The sequence below is a fragment of the Flaviaestuariibacter flavus genome, from assembly GCF_004337505.1.
GTDB lineage: Bacteria > Bacteroidota > Bacteroidia > Chitinophagales > Chitinophagaceae > Flavisolibacter > Flavisolibacter flavus.
This window is the reverse complement of sequence record NZ_SJZI01000042.1, coordinates 763,047-783,494: the sequence shown is the minus strand read 5'-3', so window position 1 is coordinate 783,494 and position 20,448 is coordinate 763,047. Positions and strand designations below refer to the sequence as shown.

Annotated in this window: 15 protein-coding genes; 13 read left to right on the top strand and 2 right to left on the bottom strand. The window is 59.1% G+C overall.

The window, feature by feature from the left end:
* Positions 1-122 precede the first annotated feature (122 nt).
* The 5 genes from EPD60_RS11195 to EPD60_RS11175 all read left to right on the top strand — a co-directional run bounded on the left by EPD60_RS11195 (position 123) and on the right by EPD60_RS11175 (position 10,356).
* A complete protein-coding gene (locus tag EPD60_RS11195) occupies positions 123-1,418 on the top strand; it encodes a TolC family protein (RefSeq protein ID WP_165871510.1) in 1,296 nt (431 codons plus the stop codon).
* Between the two features lie 3 nt (positions 1,419-1,421).
* On the top strand, positions 1,422-2,348 hold the full coding sequence (locus EPD60_RS11190) for an efflux RND transporter periplasmic adaptor subunit (RefSeq protein ID WP_131449530.1): 927 nt from the start codon (positions 1,422-1,424) through the stop codon (positions 2,346-2,348).
* Positions 2,345-5,410 (top strand): efflux RND transporter permease subunit, encoded by a 3,066-nt coding sequence (locus tag EPD60_RS11185; RefSeq protein WP_131449529.1) that lies wholly within the window; start codon positions 2,345-2,347, stop codon positions 5,408-5,410. The genes EPD60_RS11190 and EPD60_RS11185 overlap by 4 nt, the downstream gene beginning before the upstream one ends.
* A 236-nt stretch (positions 5,411-5,646) precedes the next feature.
* Complete coding sequence (locus tag EPD60_RS11180) at positions 5,647-9,696, top strand: FG-GAP-like repeat-containing protein (RefSeq protein WP_131449528.1); 4,050 nt, start codon at positions 5,647-5,649, stop codon at positions 9,694-9,696.
* Positions 9,697-9,966: 270 nt separating this feature from the next.
* Positions 9,967-10,356, top strand: a complete 390-nt coding sequence (locus EPD60_RS11175) for a response regulator (protein WP_131449527.1) — start codon at positions 9,967-9,969, stop codon at positions 10,354-10,356.
* A gap of 262 nt (positions 10,357-10,618) precedes the next feature.
* Here the strand turns inward: EPD60_RS11175 and EPD60_RS11170 are convergent, their stop codons facing one another.
* Positions 10,619-11,005, bottom strand: coding sequence for a response regulator (locus EPD60_RS11170; RefSeq protein ID WP_131449526.1), 387 nt, complete (start codon positions 11,003-11,005; stop codon positions 10,619-10,621).
* 148 nt (positions 11,006-11,153) lie between these two features.
* On the opposite strand from EPD60_RS11170, the gene EPD60_RS11165 reads away from it, so the two are divergent.
* The 4 genes from EPD60_RS11165 (at position 11,154) to EPD60_RS11155 (ending at position 14,011) form a co-directional block, all read left to right on the top strand.
* Complete coding sequence (locus EPD60_RS11165; RefSeq protein WP_131449525.1) at positions 11,154-11,354, top strand: hypothetical protein; 201 nt, start codon at positions 11,154-11,156, stop codon at positions 11,352-11,354.
* 103 nt (positions 11,355-11,457) lie between these two features.
* Positions 11,458-11,628: a hypothetical protein gene (locus tag EPD60_RS16985; RefSeq protein WP_165871509.1), complete on the top strand. Its 171-nt coding sequence runs from the start codon at positions 11,458-11,460 to the stop codon at positions 11,626-11,628.
* 235 nt (positions 11,629-11,863) lie between these two features.
* Complete coding sequence (locus EPD60_RS11160) at positions 11,864-13,225, top strand: chloride channel protein (RefSeq protein WP_207896616.1); 1,362 nt, start codon at positions 11,864-11,866, stop codon at positions 13,223-13,225.
* Positions 13,226-13,327: 102 nt separating this feature from the next.
* A complete protein-coding gene (locus tag EPD60_RS11155; RefSeq protein ID WP_131449523.1) occupies positions 13,328-14,011 on the top strand; it encodes a response regulator transcription factor in 684 nt (227 codons plus the stop codon).
* Between the two features lie 29 nt (positions 14,012-14,040).
* Here EPD60_RS11155 and EPD60_RS11150 read toward each other — a convergent pair whose 3' ends face one another.
* Positions 14,041-14,181, bottom strand: a complete 141-nt coding sequence (locus tag EPD60_RS11150) for a hypothetical protein (RefSeq protein WP_243647815.1) — start codon at positions 14,179-14,181, stop codon at positions 14,041-14,043.
* An 87-nt stretch (positions 14,182-14,268) separates the two neighbouring features.
* Between EPD60_RS11150 and EPD60_RS11145 the strand changes: the two genes are divergently transcribed.
* From EPD60_RS11145 to EPD60_RS11130, 4 genes are all read left to right on the top strand, one after another.
* Positions 14,269-16,827, top strand: coding sequence for a BamA/TamA family outer membrane protein (locus EPD60_RS11145; protein ID WP_131449522.1), 2,559 nt, complete (start codon positions 14,269-14,271; stop codon positions 16,825-16,827).
* 44 nt (positions 16,828-16,871) lie between these two features.
* Positions 16,872-17,516, top strand: coding sequence for a zinc metalloprotease (locus tag EPD60_RS11140; protein ID WP_131449521.1), 645 nt, complete (start codon positions 16,872-16,874; stop codon positions 17,514-17,516).
* A gap of 213 nt (positions 17,517-17,729) precedes the next feature.
* On the top strand, positions 17,730-19,091 hold the full coding sequence (locus tag EPD60_RS11135; RefSeq protein WP_131449520.1) for a M16 family metallopeptidase: 1,362 nt from the start codon (positions 17,730-17,732) through the stop codon (positions 19,089-19,091).
* A 15-nt stretch (positions 19,092-19,106) separates the two neighbouring features.
* Positions 19,107-20,420 carry a M16 family metallopeptidase gene (locus tag EPD60_RS11130; protein ID WP_131449519.1) on the top strand — a complete coding sequence of 438 codons (1,314 nt, stop codon included), beginning with the start codon at positions 19,107-19,109 and terminating at the stop codon, positions 20,418-20,420.
* Positions 20,421-20,448 lie beyond the last annotated feature (28 nt).

The following is a 20,448-nucleotide window of genomic DNA, read 5'->3' as shown; positions in this document are numbered from 1 at the left end:
CGTTGTGCGGCCGGGGAACGATTATTGAAACTCCGTAATTCATTCGTCCAGAGGCTTCCTTCCTTCAATGAAAGAATAACTTTACAGCACAAAGCCGGAACAGGACAATTTATTTGATGCAAATGAAACACTTACCAGGAAAGCAACGGAAACACCGGGGCGGCTACGCCCGCGGCCCGCTGCTTTGCTTTCTTTGCCTGGTGGCGGGGCTGGCAGCCGGGCTACGCGTCCGCGCCCAGCCCCGCGACCTGCCCTATTTTATCAGTCAGGCCGCGTCCAACAGTCCGGCCCTGCGCGACCTGCAGAACCAGTTCCTGTCGGCCCGCATCGACTCCCTGCTACTGCGCGCCTCCCTGCGGCCCCAGGTCGCTTTCATCAGCACCAACAGCTATGCTCCCGTTATCAACGGTGTCGGCTACGACGAAGCCATCACTAATATCGCCAACGTATCGGCCCAGGTACAGGCAAACAAAAACTTCGTCACCGCGCGCAACGTGGCGGCGCAGCTACAGACCATCGCCCTGCAACGCCGCGCCCTCATCGACACCATGATGCTCTCGCGGCAAGACCTCGTGCGCACCATCACCGATCAATACATCACCGCTTATGCCGACCAAATCACCTACGACTTCAGCCACGACCTTTTCCTGCTGATGCAACGCGAAGAGGAAGCCCTGAAAAAGCTCACCGAAAAAGGCGTATACAAGCAGGTGGACTACCTGGGTTTCTACATCACCATGCAGCAGCAGGAGCTCACCGCGCTGCAGGCACAGATCCAGTTCGGCGCCGACTACCTCACCCTGAATTACCTGTCGGGGATCGCCGACACTACCGTGGGGCGCCTGTCACCGCCGGCGCTCGCCGACAGTCTTCCCGACTTTCTCCATTCCGTGTTCTATACCCGCTTCATCACCGACAGCCTGCGCCTGGCAAACGAACGGCGCCTGCTGCGCTTTCAATACCAGCCCAGGATCGGTGCCTATACCGACGCGGGCTACTTATCGTCGCTCCAGGTGACGCCGGGACGCAACTTCGGCTTCAGCGCCGGCATCAGCCTCACCATTCCCATTTACGACGGGCGCCAGCGCAGCCTCCGCGAGCAGCAACTCGATATCCGCGAACGCAACCGCACCTACAACCGCGACTTCTACACACGACAATACGTGATGCAAACGAGCGCGCTGCGGCGGCAGCTCCGCGCCATCGACGAACTCACGGGTCGCCTCCGGCAACAGATCGAATTCGCCCGCACCCTGATCGAAGCGAACGGCAAGCTGTTGCAGGTGGGCGACATCACCATGAAAGACTACGTGACCGCCATCACCAATTACCTCAATGCGCAAAACCTGATGAACCAGAATACCGTCAGCCGCCTGAAAGTGCTCAGCCAGCTGAATTACTGGAATCTAAAACCTTAAATCATGATGCGATGCTTGCTTTCCGGCGGGCTTTTCTTCCTTGTTGCCTGCCAGCACCCGAAAAAGACGGAGGCGGAAGCACCTGCAGCCGACGACGTGCGGACGCCGGTGACCGTGACCGAGGTGGCGACGACGACGCTGCAAACCTATGTGGATCTGAACGCCACATCGGCCTTCCTGCAAAGCAACTTCATCAAGGCAACGGCTAATGGCTATATCAAGCAGGTGCATGTAAAACTGGGCCAGCGGGTAGCGCCCGGCCAGACGGCTTTCGTGATCCGCACCAAGGAAGCGGAAGCGCTCGGCAACACCGTCAACCGCCTCGATCCCTCCTTCCATTTCACGGGCATCATTCCGATCAGGGTGACGGCGGCCGGCTATATCCAGGAACTCCACCACCAGCCCGGCGATTACGTGCAGGACGGCGAGCAACTGGCCGTGCTCACCGATGCCAACAGCTTCGGGTTCATACTGAACATTCCCTATGAGCTCCGTACATACGCCGCGCCCGGAACGGCACTCGACGTAACCCTCCCCGACGGGCGCCGGCTTCCCGGCAAGGTGGCGCGCGTGCTGCCGGGCGTCGACTCCGTGGCGCAAACACAGCAGGTGCTGCTGCGGGTAGACAATGCCGGCATGCTGCCGCAAAATCTTATTGGCCGCGTCCGCATCACCCGATCGCAAAAGCAGGGTGCGCAGTCACTGCCCAAGGCCGCCGTGCTGTCGGATGAAGCACAGGAAAACTTCTGGGTGATGAAAATGATCGACTCCATTACTGCTGTGAAGGTGCCCGTGGTCCGGGGTATGGAAACGAGCGACCGCGTAGAGATCGTCCGCCCGCAATTCGCGGCCGGCGACAGGATAATATTGACCGGCAACTACGGGCTTCCCGATACCGCAAAAGTGATCATCCAGAAAGGCACGCAATGAAATCATTCTTCATCCACTATAAGAATCCCCTGGCCGTACTGATCGCGCTGGTGATCATGGGCGGCCTGTATGTATACGGAAAACTGCCGACGGCACTTTTCCCCGAGATCACTTTTCCGAAGATCAAGATCATCGCCGACGCCGGCCTGCAGCCGGTAGACAAAATGATGGTCACCGTTACCAAGCCGCTCGAAAGCGCCGTCAAGCTCGTGCCCGACCTCGAGGACGTGCGCAGCGTCACCAGCCGCGGCTCCTGCGAGATCTCCGCCTTCATGAACTGGAACGCCGACGTCGACCTGTCCCAGCAGCGCATCGAATCGCGGATCGCGCAGATCCGCAACCAGCTGCCGCCCAACCTCCAGATCACGGTGGAGAAGATGAACCCTTCCATCCTGCCGGTGATCGGCTACACCCTAGAAACCAACAGCGGCGCGCATACACCCATCGACCTGAAGCAGCTGGCGCTCTATACCATCAAGCCCTTTCTCTCGCAGGTGCCGGGCGTGGCCGAAGTACGCATCAGCGGGGGCAAGCAAAAAGAATACTGGCTCACGCTAGACCCACAGAAGATGAGCACCCTGGGCATCACCCCCGACGCGCTCGCCAACGCCCTCGCGCAGACCAACTTCGTGCAGGCCAACGGCTACCTCTCCGACTACCGGATGCTGTACCTCACCGTGACCGACGCCACCGTGCATTCGCTCGATGATCTGCAAAACCTGGTGGTGTCGAGCAATGGCCGGCGCGCGGTGCAGCTGCGCGATATCGCCACCGTGCAGGTGCGGCCCGGCGTGGAATACACCAAGATCAACGCCAACGGGCACGAAGGCGTGCTGGTGGCGGTGGTGAAGCAACCCAACGCCAACCTCGTGGCCCTGAGCGACGACATGAAGGAGCGCGTCGCCGCCCTGCAAAAGATACTGCCCAGCGGCGTAAGCATCCGCCCCTATTATGTCCAGGCCGACTTCGTGCGCGACGCCGTTCACAGCGTCTCCGACAGCCTCTGGATCGGCCTTGTGCTCGCCATCATCGTGGCCATCATCTTTCTCCGCTCGCTGAAGGCCAGTGCCACCATCCTGATCACGATCCCGGTAACCATCTGCCTTACCCTTATCGGCATCTACGCCGTTGGCTATACGCTCAACATCATGACCCTCGGCGCCATCGCCGCCGCCATCGGCCTCATCATCGACGACGCCATCGTGGTGATGGAGCAGATCCACCGGAGCCACGAAGAGCATCCCGGCGAGCCGGCGCGCGTGGTGGTGCAGAAGGCGATTCACTACCTGCTGCCCGCGATGGTTGGCTCCTCGCTGAGCACCATCGTCATCTTCATTCCCTTCGAGCTCATGTCGGGCGTGGCGGGCGCCTACTTCAAGGTGATGACCCACACGATGATCCTCACCCTGGCCTGCTCTTTCTTCGTTACCTGGATCGCGCTGCCGGTGATCTACCTGCTGCTCACCAACGAGCGCCGCGAGCGCCTGCGCCGTCAGGTTGCCGAAAAGCCGCAGGTTGTAAAGAAGCAGACCTGGGTTTCCTGGTTCATCCACAAGCCCTGGATCAGCGTGCTGCTGTTGGCCGGCTTCGCCACCGCCATCTGGCTCGTACTGCCCCACCTCGAAACGGGCTTCCTTCCGGAGATGGATGAAGGCAGCATCGTGCTCGACTACAAATCCCCTCCCGGCACCTCGCTTGAAGAAACCGACCGGATGCTGCGGCAGGTGGAAACGCTCATCGGCAAAGTGCCGGAAGTACAGGCCTATTCCCGGCGCACCGGCACGCAAATGGGCTTCTTCATCACCGAACCCAACGACGGCGACTACCTGATCCAGCTGAAGAAGGAACGCAACCGCTCCACCGATGAAGTGATCGCCGACATACGGGCACGTATCGAGGCAAGCCAGCCCGCGCTCCAGGTCGACTTCGGACAGGTGATCGGCGACATGCTCGGCGACCTGATGGAGTCGGTGCAACCCATTGAGATCAAGATCTACGGCGACGATATCCAGCGCCTCCAGGCCCTGGCCCGGCAGGTGGGCACCATCGCCGAAAGCGTGGAAGGCGCCGCGGATGTTTTCAATGGTATCGTCATTTCCGGGCCAACGGTAACGGTAACGCCCGACAACCGGCAGCTGGGACAATACGGACTCACGCCGCAAGGCCTGCAGGCGCAACTGCAGCTCGCATTACAAGGCATCGAAGTAGGGAGCATCCCCGAGCGCGAACAGCTGACGCCCATCCGGATCGTTTACCCCGGCGGCAGCAGCCAGAGCGTGGAAAAGATCCGGCAGCTACAGGTCTTTCTTCCCTCGGGGCGCCTGATGCCGATCACGTCGCTGGCCACCGTTACAGTCAACCCGGGCTCCGCCGAGATCCACAGGGAAAACCTGCAATCGATGGGTGTGGTCACCGGCCGGCTCGAAGGCCGCGACCTGGGGAGCACCATACGCGACATTCAGCAAAAAGTAGCGGCACAGGTCAGGCTGCCGCAAGGATATCACATCGAATACGGCGGGGCATTTGCCGAGCAGCAACGCTCTTTCGCCGAGCTGCGCCTCATCCTCATCACCGCAAGCCTGCTCGTTTTCGGCGTCATCCTGTTCCTGTTCCAGGACATCCTGGTGGCGCTGCTCATTTTACTGATCGCCGTGATGGGCATGGCGGGCTCTTACCTGGCCCTGTTGCTCACGGGCACGGCGCTGAACGTAGGCAGCTACACCGGCATCATCATGATCGTGGGCATCATTGGCGAGAATGCCATCTTCACCGTACTCCAATACCGCGAAGCCTACAAGGCCAGCGCCGACAAGGAGGAGGCCATCGTTTATTCCATCTCCACCCGCCTGCGCCCCAAGCTGATGACGGCGCTGGGCGCCATCATCGCCCTGCTGCCGCTGGCCCTCGGCCTGGGCACGGGCGCCGAGCTGCACCAGCCCCTGGCCATCGCCGTCATCGGCGGCTTCCTCGCGGCGCTGCCCCTGCTGCTGGTAGTGCTTCCGACCCTGCTGATGCGGGTGAAGCGGCGTGGGAAAAGAAGCCCGGAACAAGAAGCCGCCTGACCGAAGACGTCAAGCCCGAATTCCAGCCGGAACCTAATACCGCCTGCCCGGCCGGGGGCACACGGGAAGCTGCCCTCGGTGCAGCCGGTCTCCGGCTTCCTCGTCGACGGTTTCCCGCGTGCACTGGTGGCAACGGCAGCCATTTGTGTGGCGGTATTGTATTTCCTGGCATAACTGAATTGCAGTGTTTTCGTCTATCTTTATTTACCTCATACCGAAGACCAAAACAGCTCTGCATGCTTACGATCCGATCCTTCCTCGTGGCCCTTGTGCTGACCATGACGCTTAATGCACAAGGCCAGTTACGAAAGGTCTATGTTGATATTGCCAACATCGACAACGACATTCAAAAGGTTTCGTTTTTTAATTCCAGCCAGGGATATGTAGCGTCAACGGGCTATCCCGACGACTGGATCGGCTATACGTCGGATAGCGGTCACACCATCACGCGCCGGCCGATCACTTCAGGCAATGTTAACTATAATGGCTACCCGGTGAATCTTACGTTTGGCTTTACGGTAAGCGGCGTGCAAGCCTTTAGCCAGGATACGGTGCTGGCTTACGGGGATTATGGCTTGGTGCCTGCCATCCTTTACTCTACTGACGGGGGAAGCACCTTCAAGCTGGTATTTCACTCGCAATACAACAGTTTGCAGCTGAGTACCGGCATCATGGACATGACGTTCCCCAACAACGGGTCTACCGGCTTTGCGGTGGACGCCGACCGCATACTTCGGTCTACTGACCGCGGAAAGACCTGGTCGGTGATCGCTACAACGCCGGGTTACAAATACACATACGTGGAGTCTCCGGATGCGGTAACCATTTTCGCATTCAACCAGCAGTATGGATTGAGTCGGCTCATGCGCAGCACCAACGGCGGCACTTCCTGGGCGGCTATGACCATCCCGAACTACAATTCGCAGTCCTCGCTTAACTACGTTCACTTCATCAGCGGGCAGAAGGGATGGCTTAGTCTCTACGACGCATCGGGACACGGGCTTGTCTACTATACCTCCAACGGGGCCCTTAGCTGGTCGCTACAAAACAACGGCGACATCACTCCATTTGCCGGTGGCAAGTTCAAATTCGCCAACGATAGCATGGGCTATGCGCTTTATGGATACGATGTGTACAAGACCACCGACTCGGGCAAGATTTGGCAGCCTGTTCCCCGCGACAATAACTTTTCCTACCTCGGTTACGGCAATAATGACCTGCAATGTGCCTCATCGCAACAGTTTTGGGCCGCGGGTGCGCGCGACATGATACAACTCAGCACCAACGGTGGCGGCTCAATTCTTCCGAAAGCATTTTTTTCCTACGATACGCTTGGCGTGCTGGCGTCAGGCACCGTGAAATTGTTCAGCTACTCAAAGCGCTATTACAATCACCGCTGGCTGGTCAATGGCACGCAGGTAAGCACGCTCAACAATCCTGTCTATAGCCACAATGTTGCACGGGCCTCCGATACCGTACGCCTGATCGTCAGCTATGGCGGCAGCAGCGACACCCTCGATAGGATAATTTATTTTTACGTCCCGCCAATGCCCTTCATTTCCGGCTTCACGCCAACCTCGGGCAGCACCAGCACGCGCGTGCGCATCACGGGCACGAACTTCAGCACGGTAAGCGCCGTGCGCTTTGGCGGCACGCCCGCAGCTTCGTTTACCGTCATTTCCGATAGCCGGATCGATGCTATCGTGGGAGCGGGCGCAACCGGGAGCGTTACACTGGTCAACCCCGCCGGCACCATCACTATGCCGGGATTCACCTATTTAGCCGCGCCGGTTGCCGCCGCTCCCGCTATTAATTCCTTTGCACCGGTAAGAGGGCCGGCAGGCACTACGGTAACGATAACCGGCGCGAACTTTAACGGTAGCGCGGCTGGCAATTTCGTTTACTTCGGCGGCATGCGCGCCACCGTCACGGCAGCCTCCACAACGCAGATAACCTGTCAGGCTCCGGCTGGCGCGGAGTATGCACCGATCACGGTGGTACACAGCGGCAATGGGCTTTCGGCAACGTCCAACCTGCCTTTCTCGGTCACGTTTTCGGACAGCACGAATTTCACAACGAACAATTTTAATTATGCTTATGGCATTCCCTATTCGTACCCATTAGGTTGTAAAGGAGCCGCCGCCGGCGATGTGGATGGAGACGGCAAGCCGGACCTGCTCACCTTCCGGCGGAATATGGGCGCTTACGACTCGCTCGTGATCTACCGCAACCTCAGCACCGGCGGAAATTTCGATTTCGCCGCCGGCGTAAGCGTCGGGGGGCTGTGGCCTTCCAGCTTCGGCACCATGTACCTGCGCGACATGGACGGTGACGGCCGCCTGGACCTCGTAGTGCCCACCAATGTCGATTCTGTAGTGGTTCTGCGCAATACAAGCAGCCCCGGTCTTATTTCATTCGCCCCTTCCTTGTCCCTGACCACATCCGAGGGCTGTAATACAACCGCTACCGCCGACCTGGACGGGGACGGGCGTCCCGACCTTGCCGTTGCCTGCTACAATAACCGGCAGATCTCGGTACTGCGTAACACCGGAACGCCGGGTAATATTTCGTTTTCGGCGAATACGGATTATACAGTGGCCGGATACACCAAAGACCTCGTAGCAGCCGACTTCGACGGCGATGGAAAGAAAGATCTGCTCGCCATCTCTGCAAACAATACCAATACCGGGTTTTCTGTATTCCGCAACCAAAGCACCATCGGCGCGATCAGCTTTGCACCGCGCCTGGACATTCCGCTGGTGCCGGGCTGGCTGATTGCTTTCCGGGCGATCCGCGCTGCGGATTTTGACGGCGACGGGAAAATGGATATCGTCATGATCAGCAACGATTCTGTCAACGTATTGCGCAATACGAGCGCCGGGCCGGGATCGTTTTCGTTTTTAGCTGGGCCCGCGCAAAAAATAACAGGGGGCACCAACGGAATTGCCGTCGACAACTTCAGTGGAGATGGTCGTCCGGACGTGGCAATCCCGAACTGGAGTTTTCGCTCCGTGGACTTGCTTCGCAACAGCTCCGCTACCCCCGCGACCCTGCTCGACCCTCTGGTTCCGGTGTCGGCGCCCTATCCGTATGCCACGCTCCCTTATGAAGTCTGCGCGGCCGACTTCAACCTCGATGGAAAGGTTGACTATGCGGTCGCGTCGACGGAGCAACTGCTTTCTGTTTTCCGAAACGATCTCGGCATCGTCTTTAGTGCTGACATTTGCACCAATGGCTACGCGCAGCTTGTTTCGGACCTCGGTGGCAGCAGTTATCAATGGCAGTGCGATAATGGCAGCGGTTACATGGATTTAAGCAATAGCAGTAATGTGACTGGTGCAACGACAGGCACGCTTACTATTTCGCGCTACCCCGCCAGCTGGGGCACGGCAAAGTTCCGTTGTGTCGTGAACAACAGCCTTTATACAACGCCGCGCAAATTCAACCAGCTCACCTACCCCACGCCGCTGGTGAGCGTGACGACAAGTTCGAACCCGGCCTGCGCCGGCGCCAATGTGACTTTCTCGGCCACGGGATCCAACTGGGGGGCAAATCCCTTCCTGCAATGGTTCGTGAACGGTAATTATACGGGGCCGAATTCGGGCAGCTGGAATACAAGCGGCCTCACGAACGGGGACCGCGTTCAGTTCCGGGTAACCAACAACGACAGCTCCCGCTGTACGTCCTATTCCTGGGATACGAGCCTTGCCATCCGGATGACAATCAATCCCAACGTACAGGCAGCGATGACCATCAGCGGGAACACCTCGCTCGCCGTTGGAGGATCTTCCGCTATCACCTCCGCGCTGGTAAACGCCGGCAACGCGCCGCAATACCAGTGGCAGGATAGTACGTCGGCACTGGGCTGGCAAAACAAAGCCGGCGCAACCGCAGCAACTTATACGTACACTCCGACGGCTAACGGCGCAAAACTTCGCTGCAGGTTGACGAGCGATGCCACCTGCGTAGCGCCTGCCACGGTATACAGCAATACGCTAACCTTCAGCGTCGGCGCTGCCACGGCAGTTTCCAATATTTCCGCGGGCGAATACGGCATCAGCTGGTATCCGGTGCCCGCGCAAACACACCTGTTTGTCAATGGGCTCCACTTGCAGGATAAATGGCAAACAATGACGCTGCTGGCAAGCGATGGACGGGTAGTGGAAGTGCGCCGTATCGAAAGCCTGCGCAGCATTACTATACCAGTGTCACTGCTTCCGGCGGGGCAGTATTTAGTGCGGTTGCAGGGAAAAAACGGCACAGCCGGCTTTACGTTCATTCACTGAAAAGACTGATTCTCCGAAAGAGCCGGAATTATTCCGGCTCTTTTTATTTCCGTATTCCCGCTGGATTATTTCGCGGAAGGTGTGCATAGGCAGCCTTAGGAGTAATCGCAACTCAACATAAATTTCAGGCTTCCAAGAAGGCTGGTTTTCAATTGGTTATCCCCGTGACTATGCGATGCCAGCCTTTTCCTGCACTAAATTCAAAGCTTCCCTGTCTGACACAAGATCATTTTGGGTATCTTGGGTTAGACGATCATCAACCCAACCCATATGAACCCGACCAAAATCTATTATGTAGAGGATGACCGGGATGACGCTGAATTGCTGACGGACGCCTTCGCCGGCGTTGGCTATGGCATCACCGTCTTCCCGAATCCTGTGGAGCTGTTTCACGCCCTGCATGCAGACGAGTTCCTGCCTACCCTGATCATCCTGGACATCAACCTGCCCGTTATGGACGGCATCGAAGCGCTCCACCTGCTCAAAGTGGAACCGAAGTTCAAACGCATTCCCGTTGCACTCCTGTCAACGACGCCGGCTTCGGCGACGGGAAAAGTCGATGAGCGCCAGCTCGTATTCCTGAAGCCTACCGAATACCACGAATACGAAAAAATCGTTACGCGCCTGCTGTCGCTTTCTGAATCAGAGCAGCCGATGTGACCCGCAAGACCAGTAAACCAAGAAAAATCCTCAGAACCCCAGGAGCAAATCGTGCCTGTAGAGATGCGGGATCACCCGATGCTGCGCCGGCTGCAGGAGAAGCTGCGCCACGACCGGCTGCAGAACCAGATTCAAAACGGGTCGCTGCGTAACTGATCCCGGCTATTTGTCAGTAAATAGGCCCCGGTTAAAACCGGGGCCGTTTCCTTAGCTACTGCCGAGGCAGTGGCCGGAGTTACTTCAGGAGTAGACTCCGATTATTCTATTCACAATACTGTACCATCTTTTTAAGGTTTTCTCTTGTTTCTGAAAAAGAGGTTGGCCTTTTAAACGAGATTCCACCCAATGCGGCCGTCTGCGCGTCGAGCACGGGCGATAGCGTTGTCGTATATAGAATTACCGGCAACTCAATATCAGGGAGTAAAAGCCGGATGCGTTGCAGGGTTTCCTTTCCGGAAAAAGCCGGCATGTCATGATCCAGTATTACGAGGCCAACCTGAGACTTTTGCTGCAAAAGGTGGGCAATAAGATCGATGCCATCACCGAAGGTGTGGAGATCCAATTCCGGGTATTCCAGGAAAAGCTGTTTCATGATGTCCTGGTCATCAGGATCATCATCGGCATAAAGCACCTGCTTTCGTATGTTCATCTTGTTGGGTAGTAGCTAAGGGCGTCCCAAAGTAGACAAATACAACCCAAAGCAGGCCAGTTAAGGGTTTTCCTATCGGCGAAAACTTTGCGGATGTTAATGTTTGTTTAGTTTCGTGGCCCCTTTTTCGCCCTTAACCCTTACAATCTTGTTTGATCATTTTAATGACGCCGAATTGGAAGCCGCCCTTGCCCGGAGCAAGGTAGAACTTGAAAATGCCTTTGCAGGTGGCCTTCCTTATGATGTAATCAACCGGCTGCACAATGCCTTCAAGACACTCCAGGAAGAATACAACCGGCGCCGGCAGCCCCGGACAGATTCCGAAAGCCAGGCAAATACCGAATCATAAAGTCCGGATCTGATCCCGGGCCTTATACTCATAGCGGAAAGGCTCCAAAGAGGTGACGCCATTGGTGGGCTCTACCGCCTGACCGAAGCACTTGTAAAAAAAGGTGCGGGGCATCTACGTGCTGCCCGATGCCCAAGCAGAAGGCCTCACCGAAGACCAGCAATTCATCGAAACCTATTTCATCGTGCGCCGCGAAACCGACCGCAAGGCTGCGCGTGCCGGCGCCATTGGTGAAGCGGGCGCCGGATCACGGTCACACGTTTTGGTTAATTAATAGAGACAACTGAGCCGGGATTTCCATCCCGGCTTTTATTGTGCGGTTTCCCGGTAAGCCGTCATTGCGAGGGCCTTCCCGTGGCTTCGGGACGGAGCGGAGGACCGAAGCCATGCCGGCCGCAAAGAAATGGGCTCCGCTACATGAGAACCCGATTAGATTTCCCGCAGCTTACCCGCGCCCGCCCGTCCCGCGGGTAATTTTGCGGCTCATGCCGCGATTTACCTGGAGAAAAATGAGGAGCAAGGCTGGTGGACCCTTACAAAACCTGTTGCAGATCCGCGTGGGTGCGCACGCGCGGCAAGCCCTGCCGCTCTGGATCGCCTCCCTGCTCACGGGGCTGGTGGCAGTGGCCTACACCAGGCTATTCGGTCTCTGCGAAAGCGTTTTGCACTACGAGCTGCGGCAGCAGCCCTGGATGATCTTCATCCTCGCCCCCTCCTTCTTCCTGCTCGCCTGGGGCGCCGTTCGGCTTTTTGCCCCGGGTGCGCGCGGCAGCGGCATCCCGCAGGTGATGGCCGCCATCGAGCTGTCGCAGCCGGGCCACGAAGAAAAGATCTCCCGCCTCCTCAGCATCCGCATTCTCCTCACCAAGGTACTCTCCAGCCTGCTGATGGTGGTGGGCGGCGGCGCTATCGGCCGCGAAGGCCCCACCATCCAGATCGTGGGCTCCATCTTCAACACCATCAGCAACTGGGTGCCCAGGGCCTGGACCGGCCTTTCGCGCCAGAGCTTCCTGCTCACCGGCGCTGCCGCCGGCCTCGCCGCCGCCTTCAACACCCCGCTCGGCGGGCTCGTGTTCGGCATGGAAGAACTGGCCCGCATCCACGTCCGCTTTTTCCGCACCGCCCTGTTCACCTCGGTCATCATTGCTGGGCTCGCTGCGCAGGGCTTCCTCGGCCCCTACCTGTACCTGGGTTATCCCGACGTCAGCGGCCTCGGGCCCAAGATCTTCCTGGGCGTCATCTTCGTAGCCGTGGTTGCCGGCGCCGCCGGCGCCCTTATGTGCCGCGCCATCCTTGCCGTCATGCGCTGGAAGAAGCGGCTCAACCCGGTGCAAACCGTCGCTTTTGTCGTGCTGGCCGGGCTGCTGTTTGCGGGCATCGCTTATTTCGTGGACGAACAGGTGCTCGGCTCGGGCAAGGACCTGCTCAACCGCACCTTGTTCACGGCCGATAAGCATTGCGGTATCAGCACGGTGCTGGCCCGCATGCTGGGGCCCGTGCTGTGCTTCAACACCCGTGCCGCGGGCGGCGTTTTCGCGCCTTCGCTTTCCGGGGGCGCCGCCGTGGGCTCACTGTGCGCGGGCCTGCTGCACCTCGTGGGCAGCAACGCCAATATCCTCATCCTCTGCGGCATGGTGGCCTTTCTTACCGGCGTTACGCAAACACCCTTCACTTCGGCCATCCTGGTGCTGGAAATGACCGACCGCCACAGCGTCATCTTCCACCTGCTGCTGGCCGCACTGTTTGCCGGACTGGCGGCGCGCGTCATCTCACGCAGGTCATTCTACGAGGTGCTGAAACACGACTACCTCGAAGAGGCGAACGCGCAGCCGGAAGGCAAGACACTGCCCGGTACAACTGCCGGCAATTGAATCAGGCAACGGCGATTAAAGGCCAATTAGAATATCCTTCAACCCCTGTTAATTCGGACCGGCGGGAGCCATGCCGCCGCCATCAGCCTGTACTTTGCAACCATGAGTGAGCAAGCGATCCTGATCGTAGAAGACGAGACGCGCCTGGCGCAGGCCCTCGCCCAGGGCCTCCGGGAAGAAGGGCACCAGGTGTCCGTCGCATCCGACGGCATACAGGGATGGCTGGAGTTCCAGTCCGGGCAGTTCGACCTGGTGCTGCTGGATATCAACCTGCCGAAACAAAACGGTTATAGTCTCTGCGCATCAATCCGCTCGCTGCGCCCGCAGGTGCCGGTGATCATGCTCACCGCCCTGGGCCAGCTCGAAGACAAGGTGAAGGGCTATTCGGCCGGCGCCGACGACTACATGGTAAAGCCCTTCGAGTTCCGCGAGCTGCGGCTTAAGGTAGGCGCCATCCTCCGCCGCGCCGCTACGCGCCAGGAGCCGGAGCTGCAACTTGTCGCCGCCGACCTTGTGCTCGACCTCAACACCCGCGAAGCGATGCGCGGCGGTCAACCAATCCGCCTGACGGCAAAGGAATTCCAGCTCCTCGAGTTCCTCGTGCGCAATGCCAACCGCGTGGTCAGCCGCGCAGATATCGCCTTTCATGTGTGGGAGATCAACTTCGAAACCAACACCAATTACATCGACGTGTATATCTCTTACCTGCGCGGCAAGGTAGACAAGCCCTTTCCGGAAAAACTCATTCACACGTTGGTGGGTATGGGTTACGTGTTGCGGGCCTGAGCGATGCATTCAACGACTCAGGAAGCTCATTAGCGCCGGCCGGTAAGCCCGCTCACGGCATAGGTGCCGAGCTGCTGCACAAAGCGCCGCCGGTCGATGCGGCTGTGCGCATAGTCATCGTAGAGATCGAACACCTCCCGGCGGCTGTCTTCCTTGCGGATCGGGATCATGGCGATGGGTTTCTCTAAATGTAGGAAGGCGCCCTAAACGGGTGTGCTGGCACTGTTTTTTAGCAATAGCCCTTAGAAACCGTCATCATGAACCGAAGCTCCGCCTTGCTAAAGACACAGTTCTTCCTTCTGCTCTTTGCCGCTCCGCTGCTCGCCGGCGCGCAGCAAACAACCGTGCTGGAAGGCCCCACGGGCCAGCCGCCCCGCGCCCGCGTGGTGGCCGGCCCCGAATACAAGAACGGTAAGACGCACCGCTTCCTGCTGGGCCGTCACTACCGCAATGAGTGGGCCCAGCCTACCTGGGTGCCCGTGCTGAGCATGGATACCCTCGGTGGCCTCACCCCGGTGGAGCAGGGCGGCGGCCGGCAAACGAAAACGCTCCGCCTTAAAGACGCGCAGGGCCGCCAGTACGTGCTGCGCTCGGTAGATAAGAACTATGGCGGCGCCCTGCCCGAGATCACACACGGCACCTTCGTGGAGCGCCTCGCCAAAGACCAGGTGTCGAGCGGGCATCCCTATGCGGCACTTACCGTGCCCATGCTGGCCGATGCCGCCGGCATCTACCACACCCGCCCCGCCATCATGCTGGTGCCCGACGACCCGCGCCTCGGCCAGTACCGGAGCACCTTCGCCAACCTGCTCTGCCTCTTCGAGGAGCGCCCCGACGAAGACGAAAGCACCGCGCCCAACTTCGGCAATTCGAAAAACGTGATCGGCACCGAGAAGCTCTACGAGCGTCTCCGCCAGGACCCGCGTCGCCGCGTTGACGGCGAGGCCTTCGTGCGCGCCCGGCTCTTCGATATGTTCCTCGGCGACTGGGGCCGCCACGACGACCAGTGGCGCTGGGCGCAGTTCGACGAAGGCGGCCGCACCGTATACCGCCCCATCCCCCGCGACCGCGACCAGGCCTTCGCCCTCTTCGATGGCCTTATTCCCTTCATCGTCACCTCGCCCGAGGAGCTCGAAGTGCTGCAGTCCTTCGAGGGCGATATCAAAAACCTGAAGAAATACAACTTCCCCGCCCGCTATATCGACCGGCAGCTGGCCAACGAAGTGCCCACGAGCCGCTGGGTGGCCATCGCCGAAGAGTTGCAGCAGCGCCTCACCGACGACCTCATCGAGCGCTCCGTGCACCAGTTGCCCGACTCCATCTTCCAATACTCCGGCCCCAACATCATCGCCAAGCTTAAAAGCCGGCGCGGTCACCTCCGCGCCTGGGCGGAGAAATACGCTTCCTACATCTCGAAAGACGTAGACATCGTGGGCACCCACAGCGCGGACCGCTTCGAGGTGATCGACGGCGCCAACGGCGGCCTGCAGGTGGATGTGTATGGCGCCGGCGCGGCAACACCCTACTATAGCCGCAACTTCAACCCGGGTGAGACGCACGAGATCCGCCTCTTCGGGCTCACCGGCGCCGACGCCTTCCACGTCGGCGGCAACCGGAAGATCCAGGTGCGCGTCATCGGCAGCGCCGACCCCGACACCGTGTCGGTGGCCGGCAGCGGCAGGCGCGTCGTTACATACGACAACCCCGGCGATGCGCTCAGCGGCCCGATGAAGCAAAAGCTGTCTTCGGATACGGCCATCAACCACTACGAATACAAGGCCTTTAAGCCCAATACGGGCCACGCCATCAAGTTCCCGAGCTACAGCAACCTGCGCGGTATTTACTTCAACGTCGGGTATATCTACCGCCGCTACCACTTCCGCAAGGAGCCCTTCAGCTGGGAGCAGCGCCTTCGGTTCAACTACTCGTTCTCGCGCGGCTCGGTAGGCGGTGATTATTACGGCATTTTCAACCAGGTGATCGGCCAATGGAACGTGCTGCTCAATGCGCGCTACGACCAGAAGCTGAAGCACTATTTCTTCGGCATCGGCAACGAAACCGTGTTTGAAAACAAAACCCGCAACTTCTACCAGTTGCTCACCGAGGAAGCCGCCGCCAGTGCCGGCCTGGAACGCCCCATCGGCCGGCATCACCGGGTGGGCTTTTCTTTCGGGTATGACAATATCCGCGTGCTCAACGACACCGGCTATTCGGGCAAAGTGCTGCCGCTGACGCAAAGCCAGACCCTGCAGCACCAGTCTTTCGGCAATGCCACGCTGTATTACGGTTTCCATTCCGTCAACAACGAAGTTGTTCCCACCAAAGGCTTCTCCTTCGGCGCCCTGGCGCGGCACACCGTGAATACAAACCATACGGATCGCTCCTTCCAGCGCTACGAAGCTATGGCCACGGGGTACATACCGCTGACGCGGGTGATCTCGCTGGTGCTGCACGGCGGCGCCGCTACCGTGGACGGAGACCCCGAGTTCTACCAGCTGCCCACCCTCGGCGGCGGCGCCAGCCTGCGGGGCTTCAAGCGCGAGCGCTTTTACGGCAAGACGGTGGCCTACAACCAGAACGAGCTCCGCTTCCTGTGGGACTTCCACAGCTGGCTCTTCAACGGCAAGGCCGGCATCATCGGCTTCTTCGACGACGGGCGGGTGTGGGTGCCGGGCGAAAACTCGAACACCTGGCATACCGGCTTCGGCGGCGGTATTATGATGGCGCCTTTCAACCGCTTCGCCATCACCGTTGCCTATGGCATCACGCCGGAAAGCCAGGTCGTGAACCTGCGCCTCGGCACGAAGGTTTTTTAGAAATCGCGTTGCCTGATTTTACGCATCACCATCAAGGGCTAACCGTGGGCGAAGCATCACTGATACAAGACGACATCATTGAAATAGCGGCGCACATCATCACCTACGGCAGCGCTGCCGACGCGGACCTCACCGTACAAATACGGAATGAGATCGGGGCGATGTGGAACGAGCCGGAAGCATATGTCCGTTTTGAAGGAAGGGAATACCGCCCCCGCTTCGTCATCACGGCCGAATGGCGCCCCGATATTTCCGAGCTGGAGGTGCTGACCAACACCGACCCGCGCAACAACTACTTCCGCATCGAGGAGTACGTCGACGGCAACATCTCATTCGTCGACGGTCTCGGCTGCAACACGGGCTTCTTCAAGCGCGACAACCTGCTGCCCGGCTGGACCACCGCCGCCCACGAGTTTGGCCACACCCTCGGCCTCGACCACCCGCATGACCTCGACCTGCGCGGCAAGGGTCGTCCCGGCATTATGTATCCCCGCGGCACCCTGGTAGACCCCGAGTACCAGTACGACCCCACCAAGCCGGCTGGCCTCACCGGCGGCACCATGCACCCCATGCACCGCCGCGTGCTCCCCGGAGACATCGCCGCCCTCGACCTGCACCGCCTCCGCTGGCGCGCTGGCAGGGCCATCGTGGGCGACTTCAGCAATATCTTTCATTGGCCCCATCAATAAGGTTCGGAAGGGGAAGAAGGTTTTTCACCGCAAAGAGAAAAAGAAAAGAAGTTGTTACGCTAAGTTGTTACGTAAAAGGTCCCGCCTGCGGCGGGACCTTTTCTAATGTATTCCTTAGCGAAACGCTTCTTCAACTTCTTTTCTTCGCGGTGAAAAACCTTCTTTTTCTTATTCCACCTTCTTTGTAACTTTTACTTATCCAAAACCACATTTATGAAATATTCATGGCTCCTGCTTCTGCTGGGCGCCACCTGCCTTTCTGCGCAGGCGCAGCGCCGGCTTCCGCCGAACTATCACTGGCAAAAATTTGACAACGGGCTCGAGGTTGTGGTGATTGAAAACCACAAGGTGCCGCTGGCCACCATCGAGATCGCCGTTAAGAACGGCGCCTACACCGAAGGGCCCGAGTACAGCGGCCTTTCCCACCTGTTCGAGCACATGTTCTTCAAGGCCAACAAGGACTACCCCGACCAGGAAAAGTTCCTGCGACGAACCGAAGAGCTTGGCGCCATCTGGAACGGTACCACCAATGTGGAGCGCGTCAACTACTTCTTCACGTTTGATAAAGATTCTCTTGATGCCGGCCTGCGCTTTATGAACGCAGCCATGCGCTATCCCATCTACCGCGCCGAAGACATGACCAAGGAGCGACCGGTGGTGGACGGTGAGTTTCAGCGCGCCGAGAGCGACCCGGGCTTCCAGATCTGGTACGAGTCGCAGAAGCGCCTCTGGGGCGAGCTCTTCACCCGCAAGAACCCCATCGGCGAGCACGATATCATCAACACGGCCACGCCCGAAAAGATGATGGTGATCAAAGACAAATACTATCACCCCAACAACTCGCTCCTCATCATCGCCGGCGATGTAAAGCCCGACCAGGCCTTCACGCTTGCTAAAAAGATCTGGGGCGACTGGCAGCACAGCGGCTTCGACCCGATGCAGAAATATCCCATCCCGGCCTTCCGGCCGCTGGAGAAAACGGAGTACTTCATCAAGAAGTCGTCGATCGCAAACACGCCTTATATCATCTTCAGCTGGCAGGGCCCTTCGTACCAGGAAGACTCAGCCGGCACCGTCATTGCCGACGTGTTCTCGGCCGTGCTGCGCCTCAACGCCTCGCGCTGGCAGCAGGCACTGGTGGATAAGGGACTTGCCTCCTGGGCCAGCCTGCAATACACCACCAATCACTTCACCGGTCCCATCGAGGCCTACGTGATCCCGAACCCGGAAAAGATCAAAGAGTGCTACAACGAGGCGATGAAGCAGATCAGCCAGTTTGCCACACCCGGCTACTTTACCCAGGAGCAGCTGCAGACCGCCCGCGAGGTGATCCGCCGCGACCTCATCCGGAGCAGGGAAAAGCCCTCGTCGCTGCCCGGCCAGCTCTCCTACCAGTGGGCCAGCACTTCGCTCGAGTACTATACAGACTACGAGCAGAACCTGATGCGCGTCACCCTCGACGACCTGGCCGCCTATGCCCGCCGCTATATCGTAGGCAAGCCCTTCGTAGCCGGCCTCATCATCAACGAGGAAATGGCAAAAGCCGCGCAACCCGAAACATTTTTCAAAAACTAAGCACAACCGATCGATATGAAAAAGCTACTGATCCTGCTTTGCCTGCTGGCGCCGACCCTGCTGCCGGCACAAATGGGCAAGGCATATGAAATGAACATCAACGGTGTGAAGGTGATCGTGCAGCCCAGCGGGAACGACATTGTAGAAATACGGACAGTGATCAAGGGCGGCGTACAGAACTACAGCAATGAAACCGCCGGCATCGAAACGCTGGCGATGACTGCGCTCACCGAATGCGGCACCACGGCGATGGACAAGAACACGTTCAAGAACGCGCTCGACGCCGTTTCGGCGCAGATGGGCGGTGAGAGCGGGATGGACTACGCCACCTTCCGCATGAACTGCATTAAGAGCGACCTCCGCAAAGTGTGGCCGCTGTACGTGGACGCGCTGACGACGCCGCGCTTCGAAGAGAAAGAGTTCGCCCGCATCCGGCAGGACCAGCTGACGATGATCCGCTCGCGCAACTCGCAGCCCGACGACGACGTGGACCGCCTGGCGCGCCGCACGGCTTTTGCCGGTACAGCCTATGCCCGCGAGCCGATCGGTACGGAAGCCACGGTGAGCAAGCTCACGGCCGCCGCCGCCAAAGCCTATTATAAAAAGCTGCTGCACCGCGGCCGTATCGCCATCGTGGTGGTGGGCGACATCGACCGCGCCGAGCTCGAAAGCCAGATGAAGGCCCTGCTCGATCGCATCCCCGCCGGGCCGCCGCTGCACCTCCAGAAGCAAAGCTTCACCGCTGCCGCCAACACCTTTACGCCGGTGAAGAAAGACCTCGCCACCAACTACGTGCAGGGCATCTCCGCCGGCCCGCAGCCCGGCTCCCCCGACTACAACGCTTTCGTGCTGGCCATGCGCATCTTCTATACCCGCCACTTTGTAGAAATACGGTCCAACAACGGGCTCTCCTATGCACCCGCCACCTGGTTCAGCGGTGGCCTGACGCCCTTCTCGGTGCTGTTTGCGTCTACCACGGAGCCGAATAAGTACGTCATCACCGCCCGCCAACTGATTGACAAGATCCGCCGCGAGGGCTTTACCGAGGACGAGCTGCGCAACATCAAGACCGGCTACCTCGCCCAAGTATGGTACCGGCAGGAAACCAATGCCGAACAGGCCGCGGCGCTGGCCCAGAACGAGGCGGTGCACGGCAACTGGCGCCGCGCGCTTACCATCGCCGAAGACATGAAGAAGGTGTCGCTGCAGGACCTTAACCGGGTGTTCAACAAGTACGTGACCAACATCAGCTGGGTGCTGCAGGGCGATCCCGCCAAGGCCGACCCGGCGCTGTTCAAGCAGAAGGATACGCCTGTAAAGACGTTCTAGTAGCGCAGTAAAGGTCAGAATACAAAAA